We start from the raw sequence: 20,923 nt of genomic DNA, 5'->3' as shown, positions 1-20,923 counted from the left end.
CGCGCGCACTCCCCCCGGGAGGTTGTCTCTTTGGGGACCCGCCGCGCGCCGGAGTCGACCACAAGTACAAGACCACCGTTGCGGGTGGGGCCTCTGCGCCCCACCCGCGACGGTTGTGGGGGCTTCGTCAGCCGAGGTCGCGCTTGGCGGTGTGGAGGAAGGACTCCCACTCGCCGCTGGAGAAGAAGAGCGCTCCGAGTTCACGGTGCTTGGTGTCGCGAACCCCGGTGATCGGCCCCTCCGCGACCTCGACACATTCTCCACGGTCGTTCGTGTAACTCGCCTTGTGCCAAGGGACGGCGGGGATGAAGGATTCGTCGGTGGTCGTATTCGGAGTCATGACGGCCTTCTATATTCGTCGATCAGCGTCTTGAGGAGGGTCTGCGACTCGGAGGTGGAGAGCGCGGACGCCTGTAGTTGGTCAAAAGCTATCTCGTGTTCCACGATGTCCGCTTGGTCCTCGAAGAACAACCCGTTCGGGGGAACATCGACGAACAACGCGCGGTCGTTCTCCTCGAAGGTGAGCAGCGAGAACCCATAGGTGCGGGACATGCCCACGGATGCCGGTAGCACCTGGATATTGGTCGAGGCGCGCGCTGAGAGGGTCAACAGGTGGTCGAGCTGGACGGCCATGACCTCGGGTCCGCCGATGACGCAGCGCAGACAGGATTCGTCCAAGATCATCCAGATGCGTGGAGGCGCTTCCCGTTGCAGGACATTCGTATGGCGCTGCATACGCGCCTCCACCCGCCGACTGCGCTCTTCCTGATCTGGGACGAAGCCCCGGGCCATCATCGCCTCGATGTAGTCCGGGTGCTGGAGCAGGCCGGGGATCAGGCCGACTGTGTAGTGCTGGATCTTGGCCGCCTCATGCTCCAGGCCGTAGAAGGCTCCGATGCTGACGTCCTTGTACTGGAACCACCAGGGCTTCTGCGTGCGCGAGGCTTTGGCGATGTCGACCAGGTCCTCGCGTAGTTCATCGGTGGAGCCGTAGAGGCGGCACAGCTCGGAGACGTCGGCCGAGTTCAGGCGGATGAACTTGCCGGTCTCGATTCTGATGATCTTTCCGGGGTCCCAGCCCATGCGTTTGGAGACTTCCTCCTGCGACAGCTTCGCATGTGCGCGGAGCCGCTTGAGCTGGCTGACCAGATGACGGCGGCGAACGGGGGAACCCTGGGCCACGGCTGTCTCCTCGTGCATGTAGTGGACCTGCCCCATTATTCCAGCAATCGCAAAATACACTTTTCGGATATACGACTCTTGTTTTTTCCAATACATGGATTTTTTGTCTCTGGTGTATCACCATAGAGCTAGTGGAGCTGGCGACCGGTTCCGCACACGAAAAGGGCTCTGGCAGGTGCTGATGACACCCGCCAGAGCCGGGCCGACAACCAACCCTTCAAGCAGGAGTTGCCGACATGTCCATTGTCCCTGAAATCCCCACGCCCGCCTACCCGGGGCGGCGCTGGCAAGCCCGCCACTACCCCGGAACCCGCTCCACCTGCACCCGCTTCCGGGCGGAACTGCGCTCTGACCTGCATGCCCTGGCCGGGGTACCCCGCTCCCTGTGCGAGGACATCGAGCTGTGCGGCAGCGAGGCCTTCGCCAACGCCGTCACGCACTCCCGCTCTCAGCGTCCTGGCGGCACAGTGGTCCGCCTGCTCTCCACCCCGATCGTCATGGGCCGCGAGACCACCGTGCGCCTATCGGTCATCGACGACGGACCCCTGGACACCCAGCCCTTGTGCCCGCCGGTCCGGGGTTCGGTGGAGGAATGGGAAGAGGCCGAGTCCGGGCGCGGCTTGCTGCTCATCCACCAACTGGCGAGCGAGTGGGGCACCCAGCGCTGGACCGACCCGTCTCTGCCCGCCGCGCTCGGCACCGTGCTGTGGGCCGAGTTCACCTACCCCACGCCCGCGTCCACCACCACTTGCGTCTGCGGGGGTGGGCGATGAGCAACGCGACCATCCCCATGGACCTGCGCCGGGTGCTGGACGCACCCCGGGGTCGACGCTTCAGCCACACCCCACACCGCCCGGGAAGCCGCCCGGCAACGACATCGGCACCACGACCGGCACCGATCGACACCCCCCAGAGCAACGAAACCGGCCCCACGTCACTCCCGCCGCTGGTCTCGCTGGGCCGTACCCCCAGGGAACGTGCCCTCCTGGCCCACATGCCCGACACCCCCGGACTCCGCCGCCGACTCGAACGCGGAGACCTACCCGAATGGATGCGGATCGCCGCCACACGACGGGCCGAAGAACCCGACCGGCCCCAACCGCTCCCTTGGTGGCATGACCAGGTGCCCGACCGAGCCCCGGCCCCGGACCCGGACCGCGAGCCCGCCCATCCGCTACCGATCCCGCGCCCCCGCCGAGAACAAGTGCCGCCCCCGCCGCTCCCACGCAGGTCGGACCGGCCGCACCGTCCGGCGAGCCACCGCAAACCCCGCCGCCGGATCGGCCACCTGCTGACCGGCTACGCCCTGGCCGCACTGGCCGGCGCCATGGCCCAACCCTTGATCACCCTCCTGAGCTGACCCACCAGAACCCACTTCCAAAGGCCGCACCGGCGCACGGAGAGCGGTGCGGCCGGGGTTCGGGAGGAAAACAGGACACGACCAGGCATGAGAACCACTTCACGGCCTCTCAGCCGAGCAGGTGAGGACTACTGCACGTCGAACTCGTTGCCCTCTGGGTCCCTCATGCTCACGTGTGAGGCCCCGGGTTCCTCGACGACGGCGACGGAGACGGCGCCCAGTCCCTCCAGACGAGCCACTTCGACGTCACGCTCCCCCGGCGCCGTCCGTAGGTCCAGGTGCATCCGGTTCTTGACCGTCTTGGGTTCGGGCACCTGCTGGAACAGGATGCGTCGCCCCAGGCCGGCACCGGTGAACTCGTGCACGGGGTCCTCCGGATGACGGATGACCGCGATCGTGCGCCAGGCCTTGCGCCCGTCGACGACCGTGTAGTCGTCCTCCCCTGCCAACCCTTGAGCGAGCACGTGTTCGATGAGGGCGCTGTTGTCCTCCGGTTCGTAACCCATCGCCGCCGCCCAGAAGCGGGAGAGCGTGAGCGGCGCGGCACAGTCCACGACGATCTGGTAGTCGAGAGCCATCGTCCAACTCCTCCGATCAGGGACGGGACCCTACCCCGACCTCTGATTCCAGTTATACTGGTTACGTGAGACAGAGCACAACCGGCTTGCCGATGACACCGTCCGATGGTTCCGCCTACCTCTTCGACCCGGGGAGCCTGTGCCTGGAGCTGCTGGTCACCGGCGGCCCCGGTGATTTCGCCAGGTGGGAGGCCTTGCGCGAACCCGACGACCTGGCGCGCTGGCTGGCCGACTGCGGCCTGCGCCTCGACCCCGCCCGGGTCCGGGTCACCGAGGCCGAGCTCCGCGACGCCCGGGAGCTGCGCGACACCCTCCACCGCGCGCTGCGCGCCCTGCCGGAGCCTCCCGACGAAGCGGACGTCGCACGGATCAACGCGGCCGCGGAGCATCCGCCGCTCGCGCCCCGGTTGCTCGGTGACGGGAACACCACCTGGGTTCTGCCCTGCGACGCCGCACAGGCCCTGTCGGAGTTCGCCCGCGACGCCATCGACCTGCTCACCGGTGACCACGCCCACCGTGTCCGGGAGTGTTCCGCGCACGACTGTCGACTGCTGTTCGTGGACACCTCACGGCCGGGCAAGCGCCGCTGGTGTTCCATGGAACGCTGCGGGAACCGGGCCAAGGTCCGCGCCCTGCGCGAACGGCGGGCCGAGGCCCCGTGAATCCGACTCAGCCTCGGCGGGCGAGCCAGGTGATGGCGCCGATCAACACGACCGCGACGGCGACGCCCCCGAGGATGAGCGGGGTGGAGCCGATGGCCGCGCCCTGTTCCTCCTCGACGTCCTCGGTCGCCCCCTCCGGGGTGTCCGGGGACGACTCCGCCGGTTCGTCCACCACCGCGTGTTCGGGCCGTTGGTCCCCTTCCAACGGCACCCGCCAGACCGGGGCGTGTTCGCCCTCGGTGCCGGCCATGAGCCCGGTTCCCTCCGGGGTGAAGGCGATCGACTCGCCCTGGTCGCTCTCCGGCAGGTCGAAGGAGCCCACGGAAGTACCCGGGACACCGTCCGCGGAGTCGTAGATCGTCACGCCCCAGTAGGTACGGATGGCGTAACGGGTGCCGTCGGCGCTGAACGCGGCGTCGGTGGCGAACAGGGGCGCGGAGTCGACCCGCTCCAGCACGTTCTCCCCCTCGGGGTCCATGTTCTCGGGGGCCGCGTACACACCGCCGGAGAACTCCTTGGAGACCACGTACAGATGCCCGTCGCGCGGGTCGATCATCATGCCCTCGGCGTCGCGACCGCCGTCCTCGTAGGTGAAGGTCAGCACCGCCGGATCCAGGACCATGTCGCCCAGGACCTCGGGTTCGGCGAAGTGGTACACCCGGATGTTCGGCCAGCCGCCGCCGAAGTTGTCGCCGATGTCGCCGACGAACACCGTCGGTTCCCCCTCCGGCCCCTCGGCGACGCTGACGGCCTCCCAGTCACGACGTTCCAGGTTCAGGGTGACCGTGGCGACGGTCTCCCCGTCCTCGTTCACGGCGTACACCTCGCTGGGGTGGTCACCGCTGTCGTTGTGCGTCCACCACACGCCCTCGTGGCGCAGCGACGGGGCCAACCCGCTGGACTCGGAGATGCGCGGGTCCTCGAACTCGAAGGCGATCTCCGACCCCTCCGGCCCCTCCCCACCGCGCGGGTAGTCCGTCCCCCCGTCCCCGTCCTCGGGAAGCTCCGTCTCAGCCGCGGCGGGCACCGCGGAGGCGAGGAGGAACAGGGCAGCCGCGCAGAGGGCCAGAGGAGTTCTCATACCGGCCATCCTGCCAGGGGCGGGCACAAGTGGCTTGCACCCGGGCGCGAACGGGCACATTCGGCTTACAGAGCGCCGTAAGGAGAGTCCTATGAGGATCGTCGCCTGTCTCAACGGTGATCGCCGCCCGGGTGCCCACCCCTCCCTGCCCGTGTCCGTCGACCAACTCGTCGCCGACGCCCACTCCGTGGTGGAAGCGGGTGCGACCGCCCTCCACGTTCACCCACGCGATCCGAATGGAGCCGAGTCGCTGGAGCCGTCCGTGGTGTCGGCGCTGATGGAGCGGTTACGGGCCGACGGCCCCGACGTCCCGGTGTCCCTGACCACGTCCCTCTCCGCCGAGTCGGACCCGTGGAGACGTTACGACCTGGTGCAGAGGTGGGCGTCACCCACCCTGCCCGACTCGGTTTCGGTGAACCTGCACGAGGCGGGGTCGGTGGACCTGATCCACCTGTTGGGCGATCGCCGCGTGGAGGTGGAGGCCGGGGTGTGGACGGTGGACGCGGCCCGGATCCTGGTGGCCACCGGGATCGAGGTCGCCACCGTGCTGGTGGAGCCCACCCAGGTGGCCATCGAGGACGCGCGGCGCAACGCGGACGCGATCAACACCCTGCTGGACCGTGCGAGGGTGCGCACGCCGCGGTTGCTGCACGGAGCGGACGCCACAGCGTGGCCGATGTTGGAGGCCGCCCTGGACGCCGGGTACGACGTCCGGATGGGCCTGGAGGACACGATGCGACTGCCGGACGGCACGGAGGCCTACGACAACGCCGCGCTCGTCGCCCACGCGGTCGGTCTGGCCACCACCACCGCCTGAGTCCGATCGCGCCCTCCCACGTTCCGCGCCTCTACGCCCCGCGGTTCTCGGCCAGGCGACGTTCGAGACGTTCCTCGGTCGCCGAGAGCGCGTCGATGCGTTCGCGGACCGCCCGGAGCCTTTGCTCGTAGAGGGCGACGGCCGCGGCGCAGTCGGGTTCGCGGATCAGGTCCAGTTCGAGGCAGGCCCGCAGTTCCCCGATGTCCTCGGAGGTCAGCCCGGACTCCAGGAGCAACCGAATGTTGCGGACCCGGTCGACCGCGTCCGGTCCGTATTCGCGGTAGCCGTTCTCGGCCCGTTCGGAGGCCAGGAGTCCTCGCTTCTCGTAGTAACGCAGGGAGCGCACGCTGGCGCCGCTGAGTTCGGCGAGTTCTCCGATGCGCATGGATCCTCCGTGTCCCGTCGCCGTCACCATCCGTCCCAGACTAGGCTCCGCTCCCCTGGCGGACCAGGGGCTCGGGAACCTCGGTGGGGTATCGGCGAACGGACAGGACCATCACCACCAGGGCCACGAGTCCGATGACCGCGGCGGCCGCGGGCACCGCCGCGCCCCCGGAGGAGGCCACCACCGCCCCACCGACCATGCTCGCAACCGCGGTGCCCACGTAGAGTCCGCCGGTGTTGAGGGCGAGGGCCTCGGTGCCGGCGTCCCCGGCCAGGCGGAGCAGTCGGGCGCTCATGGGCGCGGCGAAACCCCAGGCGGCGAAACCCCACACCGCGAAGACCCCGCCCAGGGCCCACACCGGGAGCCCTCCATCGGTCAGCGGGGCGAGGAGCGCCAGGACGACACTGGTGGCCACCATCCCGACGAAGGTGACCAACAGGACCCGGTCGGCGCCCCACCGGTCGGTGGCCCGCCCGCACGCCAGGGTGCCGAGCGCGCCGGCCACACCGATCGTGGCGATCAGGGGAGCCAGGACCACGCCCGAGGAACCGGTGAGGTCCACGGTGACCGGAGCGACGTAGGTGTAGGTCATGAAACCGCAGCTCGCGCCCAGGACGGTCCCGGTGACGCAGAACAGGATCGCGGGACGGGCCAACGCCCTGAACTGCTCACGCGGGCCCGTCTGCGAGGATCCGGGGAGTGAGGGCAGCAGAACGGCCGAAGCGGCCAGCACGAGGCAGGTGAGGACGGCCACCGCCACGAAGGCCGCGCGCCAACCGAAGGCGGCACCGAGCACCGTGCCGACCGGCACCCCCAGGAACAGCGACACGGTGAGGCCCGCCGCCACCATTCCGACCGCGCGACCGGTGCGTTCGGGCGCGGACAGCCCCGCCGCCATGGCGAAGGCCACCGGGGTGATGAGGGCCGCCACCAGCGCGGCGCAGACCCGCAGCGCCATCAGCGCGACGTACCCGGGAGCCAGGGCGGTGATCAGGTTGACCAGCGCGAACAGGGCGAGCGCGCCGAGCAGCAGGGCGCGTCGGGGCAGGCGGGCCGTGGCCACGGCCAACGGCGGCGCCGCGACGGCGTAGGTGATCGAGAAGACCGTGACCAGCTGTCCGGCCGCGGCCGTGCCCACGTGGAGGTCCTGGGCGATGACGGGGAGGAGTCCGGCGATGAGCAGGTCGTCGGTACCGACGGCGAAGGCGGCCAGGGTCAGGCAGAGCAGCCACCCCGGACGTGGTGTGCGTGAGGACATGCCGGAACGCTAAAACCCTGACACAGGTGTCAGGGTCAAGTCGCGCCTCGGTCGGGCCCGGCCCGGTCAGCCGAGGAGGGCGCCCAGGATCACGATCGCCATGATCGAGGCGAGCACCACTGGCAGCAGCCAGCGCTGCTTGCGGTTGTTGGTCAGCATGCTCATGACGTGCCGCGCTCCGGTGCTCGTTGGGATTCGCCATCCCAGGGTAGTCGCCAGGTCCGGGCGGTCCGGTAGCGGTCCGCCCTTCCGGGCCGGCTCTCCACCAGGTCGATTCGATCGGCCCGCCAACCGATCCGAGGCGGGTGTCCCAGCGCGTGCAGGATCTGGGCGGGGGAACGCGGTGGGCGGGCGCGGGCGAGGGTGAGGTGCGGCACGAAGGGACGTGACGCGACGGGCACCTCGTTCGTGCGCGCGACCGCGGTCAGGTCGTGGACGAGCCCTTCCAGTGGGCCGGTCACTCCCGCCCAGAACACCGAGGCGGGACCGTCGCTTCGGGGAAAGGCGCCCCAACCGTCGAGCGCCAGGTCGGGTGCGGGGTGGCCGTGGACGGCGCGCTCCAGCGCGTCGGCGAGCCCGGGGGCGCGTTCGTCGGCCACCTCACCGAGGAACAGCAGGGTGAGGTGCCACTCCTCGCGTCGGGTCCAGCGCAACCCCGGTTCGTGCCCACGTCCTCGGCGCACGGCCTCGCCCAGTGCGTCCAGGACCTCCCGGGGAGGCCACAGCGCGACGAACAACCTCATGGGGTCATCCCCTCCTCTCGTAGGCGAAACGTCCTGCTCGGGTTAGGGTCGCCGGGTCCCCTCCGAACTCTTCCCCGTGAGCCGCCCCATGTTCGTCCTCGCCGGTGTGTTCGTCGTGCTCACCTTGGCGGCGCTGGTCCGGATCACCGCCGGGTTCGGCTTCGCCCTGGTGTCCGTCCCCTTGCTGGCGCTGCTGTTGGACCCGGTGACCTCGGTGGTGCTCGCCGCGACCTTGTCGGTTCCGCTGAACCTGTGGGTGGCGATCGGCGACCGGGCGCACGTGGACCGCAAGGGTTCTGTGTTGTTGTCGGGGTGTGTGCTCGTCGGGGTCCCGTTCGGTCTGTGGGCGCTCAACGTCGTGCCCGAGTCGACGTTGTTGCTGCTGATCGCGCTCTCGGTGGTCGTGGGGACCCTGCTGGTGGGGCTGCGGGTACGGGTGCCCGGTGGGATGGGCGCGGTGGCGGGGATGAGCGTGCTCTCCGGTGCGTCCTTCGCCGCGACCGCGATCGACGGGCCGCTCCTGGTGGCCGGCCTCCAGGGGTCCCGGCTGGCCGATCTCCCACCGAGGATCCAACGCGCCACGCTGGCGGTGGCGTTCTCCGTCACGAGTGCGGCGACGCTGGTGGGGTTCGGGTTCGGCGGTCAGCTGACCCCGCAGGTGGGCGGCCTGGTGGCGGTGGGTGTTCCGGCCCTGCTGCTCGGCACCTTCGCCGGGGAACGGTTGTTCCGGAGGTTGGACGCCGAACTCTTCCGCCGCACCGTCCTGGTGCTGTTGGTGGTGAGTTCGGTGTCCATGGTCACGCGGGTGGTCACCGCCTGACCCCCCACGCCCCCTCCGGTGCCGCGACGCGGTCCGCCTCGGGAACACCCCGTCGATCCGTCTCGGGAACCTCCGGCGAACCGGACGCCGTACCTGATTCGGGGTCGGCCGCGACTCCGGTGGAGCCGCGCCGGCGGGCCGGCAGCAGTTCGCGCGCGTGGACGCCCTTGATCCGCAGGAGCATGGCCGAGAGCACGGCGACCACGACCATGGTGACCGCACCGCCCACGATGAGGCTGACCCTGGGGCCGAACGCGTCGGCGAGCATGCCCACCACCGGGGCGCCGATCGGGGCCACGCCCATGAACACCAACAGGAACATGCTCATCGCCCGTCCTCGCATCCGAGGGTCGACGCTGAGCTGGAAGGTGGCGTTGAGGGTGGTCACGTAGGTCATGAAGAGCACGCCCATGGGGACCAGGACCACGACGAACGCCACGTAGCCGGGCATGAACCCGGCGATCAACTGGGTGACCCCGAAGCCCATCGAACCGATGAGCACCAGTCGCAGCCGTGGGTGTTCGCGTCGGGCGGCCAACAGCGCGCCCGCGAGCGCGCCCACCGCGAGGGCCGCGGCGGCCACTCCGAACGCCTCGGCTCCGCTCTCGAACACGTTGTTGACCATGAGCGCGATCTGGTTCTGGCTGTTGGCGCCGAAGAACTGCACCGAAGCCGCCAAGGCCAACAGCACGACGAGGTCGCGTCTGCCACCGATGTAGCGCAGCCCCTCCCTGATCTGGCCCTTGCCGCGCGGCACGCGGTCGGTGGAGTTGAGCTCACCGGCGCGGATCATCAGCAGCGCCACGATCGTGAAACCGAACGAGGCGCCGTTGATCATGAACACGGGGCCGCTGCCGATGAGGCCGATCAACAGACCGGCGATGGCGGGCCCGGTGACCCGTCCGAGCTGGAAGCTGGCGCTGTTCAGGGCGATCGCGTTAGGCAGCAGGTCGCGGTCGACCATCTCCGGGACGAACGCCTGCCGCCCCGGGTTGTCGAGCACGGTGATCATGCCGAGGCCGAAGGCGAAGAGGTACACGTGCCAGACCTCGGCGGCGCCGAGGGTGGCCAGCACACCGAGCGCCACGGCCAATACGCCCATGGCGGCCTGGGTCAGGACCAGCAGGCGACGCTTGTCAAAACGGTCGACCATGGCGCCGCCCCAGAGCCCGAAGAAGAGCATGGGCAGGAACTGTAGGGCGGTGGTCATGCCCAGCGCGATACCGCTTCCGCCGCTGAGCTGGAGCACCAGCCAGTCCTGGGCGATGCGCTGCATCCAGGTGCCGGGGTTGGACACGAGCTGGCCCAAGGCGTAGATCCGGTAGTTGCGCACGCCCAGCGAACGGAACATCGCGATACGTCGCATCATCCCCTCCCCTGTCGGGCGAACCCGTGGAGGGGGGCTGAAACCAGCATCGTGGCGGAGGTACGGGAACAAAGAAGTAAACGGCGTTGACTCATCACTCGGGTCAACGCCGTTCACCGCCGCTTCCATTCCCCGTCACCCGTGGGACGACCCCACGTGTGACGGGGAACGCGGTTCGATCCGCGGCGGGATCAGCCGATCAGGGCGTAGATCGCCGGTTCCGCGAAGTGGATCAGGAAGACCACCGAGATGAGCCAGAGCAGCGGGTGCACTCGGCGCGCGCGCCCCGTGACCAACATGACGAAGGCGAAGCCGAGCAGACCGAACCCGATGCCGTTCGCGATCGAGTAGGTGAACGGCATCATGATGATCGCCAGGAAGGAGCCGATGCCGATCGCCGGGTCCTTGAAGTCGATGTTGGTGACCTGGGTGAGCATCATGAAGCCCACGATCACCAGCACCGGTGTGGCGGCCTCGAAGGGCACCAGGCTCACCAGCGGGGTGAAGAGCGTCGCGATCATGAACATCGCACCGGTGACGATCGGCGCGATACCGGTACGGGCGCCCTCACCGACACCCGCGGCGGACTCGGCGTACAGGGTCGCGACCGACGCCGAACCCAGACCACCGAGGATGGTGCCCACGGAGTCGGCGACCAGGACCTCACGGGTGCCCTCGATGTTGCCGTCGTCGTCGGCCAGGCCACCCTGGTGCGCGACACCCACCATGGTGCCCATGGTGTCGAAGAAGTCCGCCAGGAGCAGCGTGAAGATCAGCATGAGCACGGTGGCGACACCGACGTCGGACCACCGCTCGGCGATGTTGAACCCGCCTTCGGTGAAGAGGCCGAGAAGGGAGACGTCGGGCACCGCCACGAGGTCGTCCACGCTGGTGGGAATGCTGGGAACGGTGAGCGCCCAGCCGAGGCCCTCCCCGCCGTCACCGAGCAGGGTCTCCACCACGATGGCGAGGGCCGTGGCGACCACGATGCCCAGGAGCAGGGCACCTCGGACGTTGCGCACGTAGAGGGCGATGCTGACCAGGAGACCGATGACGAAGATCAGGATGGGCCAGCCGTTGAGGCCGCCGTTGCCCAACTGGACCAGGGTGCCGTCACCGGCCTGGATGAAGCCGGCGTTCACCAGGCCGATCAGGGCGAGGAAGAGACCCACACCGACGGCGATCGCGACCTTGAGGCCGGGCGGGATCGCGGCGAACACGGCGGTACGGAACCCGGTGATCACCAGGATCAAGAGCAGGACGCCCTCGACGATGATCAGCAGGAAGACGTCCGCCCAGGACATCAGGGGGGCGATCCCGTAAGCGACGACCGCGTTGAGGCCCATACCCGCGGCGATGGCGAACGGGTAGCGGCTGACCACACCCATGAGGACACAGGAGAGGGCCGCCACCAGCGCGGTCATGGCGGCGACGCCCGGGAGCCCCAGGGTGTCCCCGTTGACGTCCTCGGCGGTGCCGATGATCAGTGGGTTGAGGACCACGATGTAGGCCATGGCGAAGAAGGTCGCCATGCCGCCTCGGATCTCGGTTCCGAGGGTCGAACCACGTTCCGTGATCTTGAAGTAGCGGTCGATCGGCCCCGTGGGCCGTCTGGTGTGTTCGTCGGTGGGGGATGGATTCGATGCGTTCACGTCGTCAGCCTGACCTGCTCGTGTTACGGGACATCAAGGATTGTGCGCCAGATTAGTTGCATATTCGTACAACAGCATCCTCTGGAGTCACTCCAGTTTTGTACAAATCGCCATGTGATCGGATGATCGGATCTCCAAATGTGAGCAACGCATCTCCGCTCCGACCTCCCACGACGCATCCTCCCCCTCGGACCGGCGGCACCGGATAGCCTGAACCCGTGCGCAAACCTCGCCGACCAGACCCGGAAGTTCACGAGACCGACTACCGAGTGCCGGCCGCCATCGGTACCGGCGCGTGGGCGGTCGCGCTCATCGTGCTGCTCGTCATGGGCGACTCCTTGCCCGACTCCGAACGCTGGTGGATCGGTGTCTGTGTGACCGGAATCGCCCTCGGCGTCTTCGGTTTCCTCTACATCCCCCATCTCCTCCGCAAGCGCGGAGAGACGGTCGAACACGCCGACGGAAGGATCGAGGACCGTTCCGAAACCCCCTGACCTGTGCCGGCCGCACCGTGAACCTGCCCGATAATGGGCGAGTGTCTGAGACAGAATTCCCGCGCGGTCTCGCCGACCGTCTTCGCGGCATCCTCATCGACGCCGACTACACGGTGTCCGGGGTCCGCGACCGGCTCGGCGACGCCGCCGCAAAGGCCTTGGCCCGCGAACAGCTGGTGCCCGCCCTGCGCGCCACCGGCGGAGAGGAACGCCTCGGACTGCTGCTGCGCCTGTGGTGGCTGCGCGGCGCCGTCCCGCTCCGCGCCGCCCGCGGCATCCTTCCCGTGGACGAACTCGCCGAAGCCGGCCTGGTGCGCGTCGACGACGGACCCGAGGGTCAGGTGGTCCGAGCACTGGTGCACCTGGGCCCCTGGGAACTGGAGGACGGCCGCCCGGGCTTCGTGGTGTCCGACCCCAAGGTGCGTCCCGGCAGCGGTGACGTCCCCGGCCACGACCACGTCGTGGGCACGGGCGGGGCCTCCGCGAACCTGTCCCGGTTGATGGTCGACGGGCCCTTCGAACGCGCACTGGACCTGGGCACCGGCTGTGGGGTCCAGGCCCTGCACTTGGCTTCCAGGGCACGTGAGGTGGTGGCCACCGACCTCAACCCGCGCGCCGTCCACCTGGCGGGGATCAGCCTCGCGCTGTCCGGGGTCCACGACGCCCGTCTGCTCCAGGGTTCGCTGTTCGAACCGGTCAAGGACGAACGCTTCGACCTGATCGTGTCCAACCCGCCCTTCGTCATCACCCCCGACGCGGCCCGATACACCTACCGCGAGTCCGACCTGCCGGGCGACACCGTCTGCGCCGAACTGGTCAGACAGGCCCCCGCCCATCTCACCGACGGCGGCTGGGCCCAGTTCCTGGCCAACTGGACCCACACCGACGGCGACGACTGGGAGGACCGGGTCGGTGGATGGATCACCGGCACCGGCTGTTCTGGCTGGGTGGTCCAGCGCGACGTCCAGGACCCGGCCGAGTACGTGGAACTGTGGCTACGAGACTCCTGCGAGCACGGGACCCCCGAGTACACGCGGCGCTACGACGCCTGGCTGGACTACTTCGAGCGCGAGGGCATCAAGGGCATCGGGTTCGGCTGGATCAGTCTGCGCAACGACGTCGCCCAGGACGCCACGGTCCGGGTCGAGGAACTGCGACACGACATCGAGCAGCCCGTGGGGCGCTACCTGCCGGACGTGGTGGACGGATCGATGACCGCGCGACGGCTCACCGACGCCGCCCTGTTGGCGGCGCACGTGGCGCTCGCACCCGGTGTGGTCGAGGAGCGAGTGGGCGTGCCGGGCGCGCCCGACCCGGAGAAGATCCTGCTCCGGCAGCGGGAGGGCCTGCACCGGGTGGCCCGGATCGGCACCGTGGAGGCGGCCCTGGCCAGCGTCTGCGACGGCACCATGCCGGTCGGTCCGCTGTTGGACGCGATCGCCGAGCTCATGGGCGAGGACCAGGAGACCGTCCGCGAACGCACCCCGGACGCGCTGCGCACCCTCATCTCCGAGGGTTTCTTCCGCGTCACCCGCTGATCCGACGGGGGCGGCTCACCCTTGCGCGGGGGTCGTCTCCGAGGCGCTCCCCCGCTTGTACAGGAATCCGAACAGGCCGCTCGCCGTCAGTACGACGACGGCGATGAGCAGGGTCGCCCGGTAGCCGTTGTCGAAGGCGTGGACGGCCTCCGCCAGCAGTGCGGCCGCGGCGTCCTCCTCCATCCCCGCGGCGACCCCGCGGGCCTCGTCCAGCCCGCCGGCCGCCTCGGCGGGGGCGCCCTCGGGCAGGGCGACGGTCCGGGCGTAGACGGCGGAGAGCAGGCTGCCCAGGATCGCCACGCCGGTCAGGCTGCCGAGTTCGTAGGAGACCTCCTCCACAGAGGAGGCCATCCCGGCCCGGTGTTCGGGCGCGTACCCCACGATCGCGGCGGAGGCGGCGGTCATCGCGGCCCCGGTGCCGGCGCCCGCAACCAGCAACCCGGTGACCGTCCAGGCGAGCGGGAGGTTCGAGGTGAACAGGACCAACGCCGTGCCCGCCGCGGTCACCAACAGGCCGGTGCCGATCACCGGTCGCGTGCCCAGACGGGACAGGAGCGCCCCGGCGGTGACACCGACCGGTAGCGCGCCCAGGGCCATGGCGGCCACCACCGCCCCCGCGTGGAACGGGGTCAGGTCCAGCACCAGTTGAAGGCGTTGGGTCAGCACCAGCTGTACCCCGGCGACGGCGAACATCGCCATGGCCGCGGCCAGCACCCCGATGAGGATGCGCGGGTCGCGCAGCAGCGCGAAGTCGATCAACGGGTAGGGGCGTCCTCGTTGGCGACGTACGAAGGTCCACCAACCCGCCACCGAGACCACCAGCGCCGCGAGCACCGCCGTGGCCCGGGGTTCCGGCCCGGTGACCTCCTTGATCGCGTACACCGCGCCCGCCAGACCGGCCATCACCTGGACCGAACCGATCAGGTCCCAGGGGTGGTCGGAACCGCCCGAGCCACCCGGCGCGACCACGGCCGCCAGCACCAGGGCCACCAGCACGATCGGCACGTTCACCAGGAAGACCGAGCCCCACCAGAAGTACGCCAGCAGGAGCCCGCCGACGATCGGTCCGATGGCGGCGCCCACCATGGCCATGGTCCCCCACACGCCGATCGCGATGCCGCGCTCGTGTTCGTCGGTGAAGGTGATCCGGATCAGCGACAGGGTGGCGGGCATCATCGCGGCGGCGCCCACCGCGAGGAAGGCGCGCCCGGCGACCAGGATCTCCGGGATCGTGGCGTAGGCGGCCACCAGGGACGCCGACCCGAACAGGACCAGCCCGATCAGGTACATGCGTTTGTGCCCGACCCGGTCGCCGAGGGTCCCGGCGCCCAGCAACAGCCCCGCCATGACCAGGGGATAGGCGTTGATGATCCACAGACGCTGGGAGGCGTTCGCGCCGAGGTCGGCGCTCAAGGTGGGCAGCGCCGTGTACAGCACCGTCATGTCCACCGAGATCAGCAGCAGCCCGGCGGAGACCGCGGCCAGGACCAGCCACCTTCGGGCCGGACCCAGGACCGGTGCTTCGGTCCCATTCCTCACGTCGCTCACGAACGCCCCTTTCGCCACTCCCCATCCTGCCGGTCCGGTCGACGGAACGCACCATCAGGGCGGTCCCGACGCCCAGGGCGATCGGGTCGGAGTGGTCGGAGCGGTCGGATCGGTGGTTCCACTAACTTGGTCGCATGGCCCCTGAACCCATCGCCCGTGTGAGCGTGCTCGTCACCTACCCCGTGAAGGGGTGCGCGGGCGTCCCGCTGTCGACCTCCAAGGTCACCGCCGCCGGTCTCGCCCACGACCGCTCCTTCATGGTGGTCGACGACTCCGGCACCTTCCGCAGCCAGCGGAGGGACCCTCGGATGGCGCGGCTCGTCCCGGAGATCGACGCCGACGCCACCCGTCTGACGCTGCGGACCCCCGGGGCCGAACCACTCGAACTCAAGACCACCCTCGACGGCCCGCGCCTGGACGTCACCGTGCACGGGAACCCCTTTCAGGGCGTTGACCAGGGCGAGGAGGCCGCCGCGTGGTTGACGGAGGTGCTCGGTTCGTCCAGCAGGCTCGTGCGGGTGCCCGACGACCACCGGCGCGAGACCAGGGGCCTGACCACCGGCACCGCGGGGTTCGCCGACGGCCACGCCGCCGTGTTGGCCTCGCTGTCCTCACTGGACCTGCTCAACGAACGCATCCTCGCCACCGGGGGCGAGCCCGTACCGATCTCGCGGTTCCGACCCAACGTCATCGTGTCCGGCTGGCCGGAGGCGCACACCGAGGACCGGGTGCGCAGGGTCCGCCTGGGCACCGCGGAGCTCGGTTACGCGAAGGTGTGCATCCGGTGCGCGGTGACCACCGTCGACCAGGAGACCGGTGACAAGCGCGGACCCGAACCGTTGCGCGCCCTGGCCGGATACCGACGCGCGGACGACGGCGGCGTGGCGTTCTGCTCGAAGTTCGCAGTGACCGCCCCCGGCGCCGTGTCCGTCGGCGACCCGTTGGAGGTCACCGAGTGGGCCGAGCCGGAGCAGGGTCTGGGCCCGCGCCTGGCGGACGCCCTCGCCTGAGCCGTGATCTCGCCACCGGTAGCGGGCCGGTGGCGAGATCCTCGGGGAGGTGGGAGGGGCCTAATCCAGGTCGGACTCGGCGAGCAGGTGCGCCGCGGCCGACGGATCGCGCAGCACCGCCGCCAACAGGTGGCGGCGCGACCACTGCCCGGCACGCCAGCACAGCGCCCGGGCCAGCCCCTCCGTGCCGGAGGCGTGCACCGTCCCGTCACCCGCGTACCAGTCCACCTCGACCCCGTCCACGGTGAGGGTCTGATGGTGCAGGTAGGTACGGTCCAAACCCTCCGACCCGTCGAGGAACAGCGCCGCCTCGTCCGGCACGGCGCGGATCCGCCCCGTGGAGTTCACCTTCCCGGTGACGACCTCGGAGGCCAGATCCAGGTCGAGGACGTCGGCCAACCGTTCGGCGGCGTCGGCCGCGGCCAACACCAGCGGCCGGTCCTCCAACAGGGGCAGCAGGTCCGGTGAGTCCACCACCACGGCGTCATCCGAGTCGGCGACCACGATCGAGCCGGCCCGGACGGCCCGCACCAGGTCGGGCGGGGCGACTCGGTCGGCGTCCAGATCCGCCAGGGCGGTCCACAGACGCCGCAGCGCGGAACGGTCGACGTGCCGGGCCGGATCGGCCAGTCGCCCCAGGAGGTCGTCGGGGCCATCGGGGTCGGCGAGCAGGTCGGGAAGGCTCCTGCGCACCCCCAGGGCCCGGGCGAACTCGGGGTCGATCTCGGCGGGCACCTCGTCGTAGAGGCCCAGGAGCCCGGGGTCGGCGTCGGCGGTGCGCAGCTCCACCGGCGCGCGATCGTTCAGCAGGGCACGGGTGCGCAACCACCAGGCGGTATAGGAGGGCGTGTCCACGACCCGGCCGTCCGACGTCAACAACCGCGCCGGTTCGGTGACGGCCGCACGCAGGGACCCGGAGGAGAGCATCGTCAAGGCCTTGGGCCAGGCGTCGTCGGCGATGTAGTCGAGGTCGGCCACGCACACCAGCTCGGGGACGACCGGAGGCAGCTCCGGATCGCCGAGACGTTCCAGGAGCTCGTCGGACCAGTCCTCCAGCCCTTCCGGACCGTCCTCCCCCGCGGCCCCGTCGAAGATCGAACCCGGGTCCTCCCCCAGGGCGACCTCCTCTGCGCGCACCACGGTGAGCCCCCACAGGGCGCCCACGGCCCGCAGCGCGTCGGATCCGTGCCTGCGGACGAGGTCCTCGTGCACGGTCCCGAACGGGGCGTCGTGGACCAGCAGTTCGGCCAACGGCGCGCCGGGGACCAGGAGTTCGGCGGCGACGGAGTAACCGTCCTCGTCGTCGCGCAGTGCGAGCTCGGACAGCCAGGGCAGGTCCTCGACGGTGACACCGGCGGCGGCGACCAGGTCCAGGACGGCCTCGGCGATCGGTTCGGGGTCCTCGGCGTCCAGGGACGTACGGACGGCGCCCTCGGTGTTGGGGTCGGCCAGTACCGTGGCGGCCTCCGCCTCGACCGCGCCCAGGCGCAACAGGAGCGGGTGGACGGCCTCGGGGTGGACCACGCGCACGCCCAGGGTCGCCAGGACGGCGGGGTCGAGCCGGTTGCCCTCGGCGTCGACCACCCGGGCCCAGTCGTCGGTGGGCAACAGCAGGGAGCGGGGACCGCGGACGAGCCGGTCGTCGGCCAAGGGCACCGGTAGGGACCCGAGTTCGTCGAGGTCGGCGCCGGCGGTGCCCGCGGTGGCCAGGGCCTTGTAAAGCGAGGCCCACCAGGAGGGCGGCCGTTGGGCGTCCCCGAGAAGGTCGGCGAGGTCGGCCAGGCCCAAGCGGCGCACGCGAAGCGAGACGAGTGCGGGGTGGCGAGGACTCCACGTGCCGGGCAGCAGCGGTGGGGCCGACTCCGCGAGCAGGTCGACGAGTTCGGGGACCCCGCTGGAACCGCCCGTGTCCAGGAGGACGGCGTCGCGCGGTGCGACGGGGTGTCCGACGGCGGTGACCAGGAACGCGGTGTCCAGGAGCGGTTCGGCGACATGGGCCCGGAAGACCGCGTCGATGGCACCGCCGCCCACCCGGGTGGCGGGCACCAGGTCGAGGGCGTCGCGGGGGTCGAATCGGCGCAGCAACGCGCAGTAGGCGTCGGCCGCCTCCGTGAGCAGCAGGTCGGTGGTGCCTCCGGGTTGCACCGAACGACGGTCCGAACCCAAGGGGAACGTTCCGATGAGCACCGCCGACAGGTCGAGTTCGGTGTCGGTGGGGGTCGGCGCGTGCACGACGCTCTCGACGTCGGCGGGCAGCGCCCCGACCCGGCCCTCCTCGTCGATCGGTACGGCCCAGGTCAGCGACCACGCGGTGCGTTCGCGGTCCTCGGTGGGCCGGTCCGAGAGCAGGTGGGGGTCGAACTCGCCGGAGCGGGACAGGGTCCGCCAACGGGTGACCCGGGTGCCGTCGTCGCTGTGGCCGGTGGTGACCAGGTCGATCCCGGCGGCCTCGTCACCCTCGGATCGGGTGAGCAGTCGTTCGGCGCCGTCGACCACGACGCGCACCTCGGACAGGCCCTCCAAGGCGAGCAGCAGCGCTTCACCGGTGCGCTCCAGCAGTTCCCGCACCCGTTCGCGGGCCCGCTCGTCCCGGAGCACCAAGGTGACGACCGTGTCGAAGTCGCCCTCGGGACGCTCCGGCAGCACGTCGGCGGGGAAGGGCAGCCTCAGCATCGGTACGTGCCCGGAGCGCCGCGCCACCTCGTCCGCGAGGTCGGCGTGGGTGCCGTTGACGTCCAGCAGGTCGGTGACCACGGCGCGGGCGCGTTCGGCGGAGAAGTGCACGGCCCCGTGCCCTGAGTCCACGACGACGTTGTCGCTGAGCGCCGCCACCGCGGAGAAACCGACCCCGAACCGGCCCACGGAGTCTTCGTCACCGCGTTTGGTGGAGGCTCGCAGGGTGGCGAGCGATTCCACCCCGTCCGAGGTCAGGTGGGCGCCGGTGTTGGCCGCGGTGAGACGGTCGCCGGCCAGTTCCAGGCGGAGCCGCCCGGGCACCCCGGCGCGTCGTGCGGCGTCGGCGGCGTTCTGCGCCAGTTCCACCACCACCCGGTCCCGGTAGCCGCCCAGCGCGAAGTCCTCTTCGGCGTTGGCGTCCTCCCGGAAGCGGGCGGGCGCGTCCGCCCACGCCGACAGCACGCGTCTGCGTAGTTCGGCGGTGTCGTAAGGATCGGTCACCGACGCGGTCACCGGCTCGGCCATGATGGTCTCCTCCTGCGCGGGGCACACGGTGCGATCGGTTCGGCGCGTGGGCGCGCACGATCCGGGCGAGGTGAGCCAATGGGTCGGCTCGACCCTAGCCCACCTCCCTCCCCCCGTCCCCCGGCCGTGGAGGCGGCGCGGCGCGTGGTGCCCGGGGTGTGAGGGGCGAACGGGGTCGGGACGTGCGAGGGCCCCGCCGCGGTGTGCGACGGGGCCCTCGTTTCGTGTTTTCCGGGTGGATCCGTGCCCGTGGTGGGACTCTCAGGAGTCGGAGGAGACCAGTTCCAGTTCCGTGGTGTCGTCGAAGACGATGTGGTCGTAACCCATCTCGTCGACGACCGGTCCGACCGGCTCGTTCTGCGGGCCGGGTCGACGGACCTCGGAGTGGGCGCCACAGCCGTGGTCGAGCGAGACGACCTTGCCGTCGTCGGGGGCGAACTCGTTGGTGCACACCCCGAACATCTGGCGCAGCTCACCGGCCAGCGGGGTCATGAAGCCGCAGGTGCCGCAGCGGGCCGGCGCGGCCGTGGCGACGGGGCTGCGCGGTCCGGCGTCGCCGTTGTACCAGCGCTCCGCGGCCTGTTCACGGCCGGTTTCGGAGAGTACCTGGCGACGGCCCAGTCCGAGCTCCCACACCATCTGCTTGTCCATGCCCTCGGCGTCGAGTTCGCTGTCGGGCACCTGCGCGTAACCGGGGACGAGTCGTTCGTCGCCTTCCTCGGTGGGCAGGAGGTCTCCCGCGCCGAGGTCGCCGGGGCGCACTCGTTCCTTCCATGGAACCCACTCGGGTGCAATGAGCGCACCCTCTCCGGGAAGCTGGACCACCTCGTTGACCGTGACGTTCCTGGCACGCGAAGCGCGCACCACGGTGACCGCGTAGGTCCATCCCGGGTATGAGGGGTCCAGGCACTCGAAGTAGTGGGTGACCAGGCGTGTGTCCTCGACCTGGGCGGTGAGGTGCTCACCCACCCATTCGGGTCGCCCGACCTCCGCCGCCACCGAGCGGGCCAGATCCACCGCGTCGATACATGCCTTGTCCGGTACAGGAGAACGTCGAGAAGGGCTCACGTCCCCCATTCTCACTGATCGCGGGCACCGATTTGACCACAAGGCCGGTCAAGGTTCGTCCGATTGCGACCTCTTGGTCATCTCTTGTCACACCGTCTGCCTGGAAGGTCGTTGCGGCCGGCCGGAACCGGCCGCTCTCCACCCCTCCCCCGCGTCTTCC

Annotated in this window: 20 protein-coding genes; 8 read left to right on the top strand and 12 right to left on the bottom strand. The window is 70.2% G+C overall.

Annotated features, from left to right (window positions below):
* Positions 1-127: 127 nt before the first annotated feature.
* Both ACWGKS_RS13945 and ACWGKS_RS13940 read right to left on the bottom strand, forming a co-directional pair.
* Positions 128-340, bottom strand: a complete 213-nt coding sequence (locus ACWGKS_RS13945) for a DUF397 domain-containing protein (RefSeq protein ID WP_358515160.1) — start codon at positions 338-340, stop codon at positions 128-130.
* Positions 337-1,200, bottom strand: a complete 864-nt coding sequence (locus ACWGKS_RS13940; protein ID WP_358515157.1) for a helix-turn-helix domain-containing protein — start codon at positions 1,198-1,200, stop codon at positions 337-339. Before ACWGKS_RS13940 ends, ACWGKS_RS13945 begins: the two co-directional genes overlap by 4 nt.
* A 218-nt stretch (positions 1,201-1,418) precedes the next feature.
* On the opposite strand from ACWGKS_RS13940, the gene ACWGKS_RS13935 reads away from it, so the two are divergent.
* On the top strand, positions 1,419-1,955 hold the full coding sequence (locus ACWGKS_RS13935; protein WP_358515155.1) for an ATP-binding protein: 537 nt from the start codon (positions 1,419-1,421) through the stop codon (positions 1,953-1,955).
* Entirely contained in the window at positions 1,952-2,542 is a 591-nt protein-coding gene (locus ACWGKS_RS13930) for a hypothetical protein (protein WP_358515152.1), read from the top strand. The genes ACWGKS_RS13935 and ACWGKS_RS13930 overlap by 4 nt, the downstream gene beginning before the upstream one ends.
* 128 nt (positions 2,543-2,670) lie before the next feature.
* Here ACWGKS_RS13930 and ACWGKS_RS13925 read toward each other — a convergent pair whose 3' ends face one another.
* Positions 2,671-3,120, bottom strand: coding sequence for a VOC family protein (locus tag ACWGKS_RS13925; protein WP_358515149.1), 450 nt, complete (start codon positions 3,118-3,120; stop codon positions 2,671-2,673).
* Between the two features lie 65 nt (positions 3,121-3,185).
* On the opposite strand from ACWGKS_RS13925, the gene ACWGKS_RS13920 reads away from it, so the two are divergent.
* The gene (locus tag ACWGKS_RS13920) at positions 3,186-3,782 is read left to right on the top strand and encodes a CGNR zinc finger domain-containing protein (RefSeq protein WP_358515146.1); all 597 of its coding nucleotides are present in this window, start codon (positions 3,186-3,188) and stop codon (positions 3,780-3,782) included.
* 7 nt (positions 3,783-3,789) lie between these two features.
* Here ACWGKS_RS13920 and ACWGKS_RS13915 read toward each other — a convergent pair whose 3' ends face one another.
* Complete coding sequence (locus tag ACWGKS_RS13915) at positions 3,790-4,863, bottom strand: hypothetical protein (protein ID WP_358515143.1); 1,074 nt, start codon at positions 4,861-4,863, stop codon at positions 3,790-3,792.
* A gap of 91 nt (positions 4,864-4,954) precedes the next feature.
* Here ACWGKS_RS13915 and ACWGKS_RS13910 point away from each other — a divergent pair, with 91 nt between their 5' ends.
* Positions 4,955-5,680 carry a 3-keto-5-aminohexanoate cleavage protein gene (locus tag ACWGKS_RS13910; RefSeq protein WP_358515140.1) on the top strand — a complete coding sequence of 242 codons (726 nt, stop codon included), beginning with the start codon at positions 4,955-4,957 and terminating at the stop codon, positions 5,678-5,680.
* A 31-nt stretch (positions 5,681-5,711) separates the two neighbouring features.
* On the opposite strand, the gene ACWGKS_RS13905 is transcribed toward ACWGKS_RS13910, so the two are convergent.
* The 3 genes from ACWGKS_RS13905 to thpR form a co-directional block, all read right to left on the bottom strand.
* Positions 5,712-6,065: a MerR family transcriptional regulator gene (locus tag ACWGKS_RS13905; RefSeq protein ID WP_358515136.1), complete on the bottom strand. Its 354-nt coding sequence runs from the start codon at positions 6,063-6,065 to the stop codon at positions 5,712-5,714.
* 40 nt (positions 6,066-6,105) lie between these two features.
* Positions 6,106-7,323, bottom strand: a complete 1,218-nt coding sequence (locus ACWGKS_RS13900) for an MFS transporter (RefSeq protein WP_358515134.1) — start codon at positions 7,321-7,323, stop codon at positions 6,106-6,108.
* Positions 7,324-7,484: 161 nt separating this feature from the next.
* Positions 7,485-8,066, bottom strand: coding sequence for an RNA 2',3'-cyclic phosphodiesterase (gene thpR, locus ACWGKS_RS13895; RefSeq protein WP_358515131.1), 582 nt, complete (start codon positions 8,064-8,066; stop codon positions 7,485-7,487).
* A 76-nt stretch (positions 8,067-8,142) separates the two neighbouring features.
* On the opposite strand from thpR, the gene ACWGKS_RS13890 reads away from it, so the two are divergent.
* Positions 8,143-8,886, top strand: a complete 744-nt coding sequence (locus ACWGKS_RS13890; protein ID WP_358515128.1) for a sulfite exporter TauE/SafE family protein — start codon at positions 8,143-8,145, stop codon at positions 8,884-8,886.
* Here ACWGKS_RS13890 and ACWGKS_RS13885 read toward each other — a convergent pair.
* Positions 8,876-10,252, bottom strand: a complete 1,377-nt coding sequence (locus ACWGKS_RS13885) for an MFS transporter (RefSeq protein WP_358515165.1) — start codon at positions 10,250-10,252, stop codon at positions 8,876-8,878. The two genes, ACWGKS_RS13890 and ACWGKS_RS13885, sit on opposite strands and share 11 nt — an antisense overlap.
* 191 nt (positions 10,253-10,443) lie before the next feature.
* Positions 10,444-11,904, bottom strand: a complete 1,461-nt coding sequence (locus tag ACWGKS_RS13880; protein WP_358515126.1) for an NCS2 family permease — start codon at positions 11,902-11,904, stop codon at positions 10,444-10,446.
* Positions 11,905-12,122: 218 nt separating this feature from the next.
* Here ACWGKS_RS13880 and ACWGKS_RS13875 point away from each other — a divergent pair, with 218 nt between their 5' ends.
* Both ACWGKS_RS13875 and ACWGKS_RS13870 read left to right on the top strand, forming a co-directional pair.
* A complete protein-coding gene (locus ACWGKS_RS13875; RefSeq protein ID WP_358515123.1) occupies positions 12,123-12,398 on the top strand; it encodes a DUF2530 domain-containing protein in 276 nt (91 codons plus the stop codon).
* A 41-nt stretch (positions 12,399-12,439) separates the two neighbouring features.
* Positions 12,440-13,936 carry a class I SAM-dependent methyltransferase gene (locus tag ACWGKS_RS13870; RefSeq protein ID WP_358515120.1) on the top strand — a complete coding sequence of 499 codons (1,497 nt, stop codon included), beginning with the start codon at positions 12,440-12,442 and terminating at the stop codon, positions 13,934-13,936.
* Between the two features lie 15 nt (positions 13,937-13,951).
* On the opposite strand, the gene ACWGKS_RS13865 is transcribed toward ACWGKS_RS13870, so the two are convergent.
* A complete protein-coding gene (locus ACWGKS_RS13865; protein ID WP_452455485.1) occupies positions 13,952-15,484 on the bottom strand; it encodes an MFS transporter in 1,533 nt (510 codons plus the stop codon).
* A gap of 134 nt (positions 15,485-15,618) precedes the next feature.
* Between ACWGKS_RS13865 and ACWGKS_RS13860 the strand changes: the two genes are divergently transcribed.
* Positions 15,619-16,494 carry an MOSC domain-containing protein gene (locus tag ACWGKS_RS13860; protein WP_358515115.1) on the top strand — a complete coding sequence of 292 codons (876 nt, stop codon included), beginning with the start codon at positions 15,619-15,621 and terminating at the stop codon, positions 16,492-16,494.
* A gap of 60 nt (positions 16,495-16,554) precedes the next feature.
* Here the strand turns inward: ACWGKS_RS13860 and ACWGKS_RS13855 are convergent, their stop codons facing one another.
* Entirely contained in the window at positions 16,555-19,695 is a 3,141-nt protein-coding gene (locus tag ACWGKS_RS13855) for a sacsin N-terminal ATP-binding-like domain-containing protein (RefSeq protein WP_358515112.1), read from the bottom strand.
* A gap of 261 nt (positions 19,696-19,956) precedes the next feature.
* On the bottom strand, positions 19,957-20,712 hold the full coding sequence (locus ACWGKS_RS13850; protein WP_358515162.1) for a DUF3027 domain-containing protein: 756 nt from the start codon (positions 20,710-20,712) through the stop codon (positions 19,957-19,959).
* Positions 20,713-20,923 lie beyond the last annotated feature (211 nt).

The organism is Nocardiopsis sp. NPDC055879, assembly GCF_053615935.1.
Note: the sequence above shows the minus strand (reverse complement) of the source record. Positions and strands in the feature narration are given on the sequence as shown.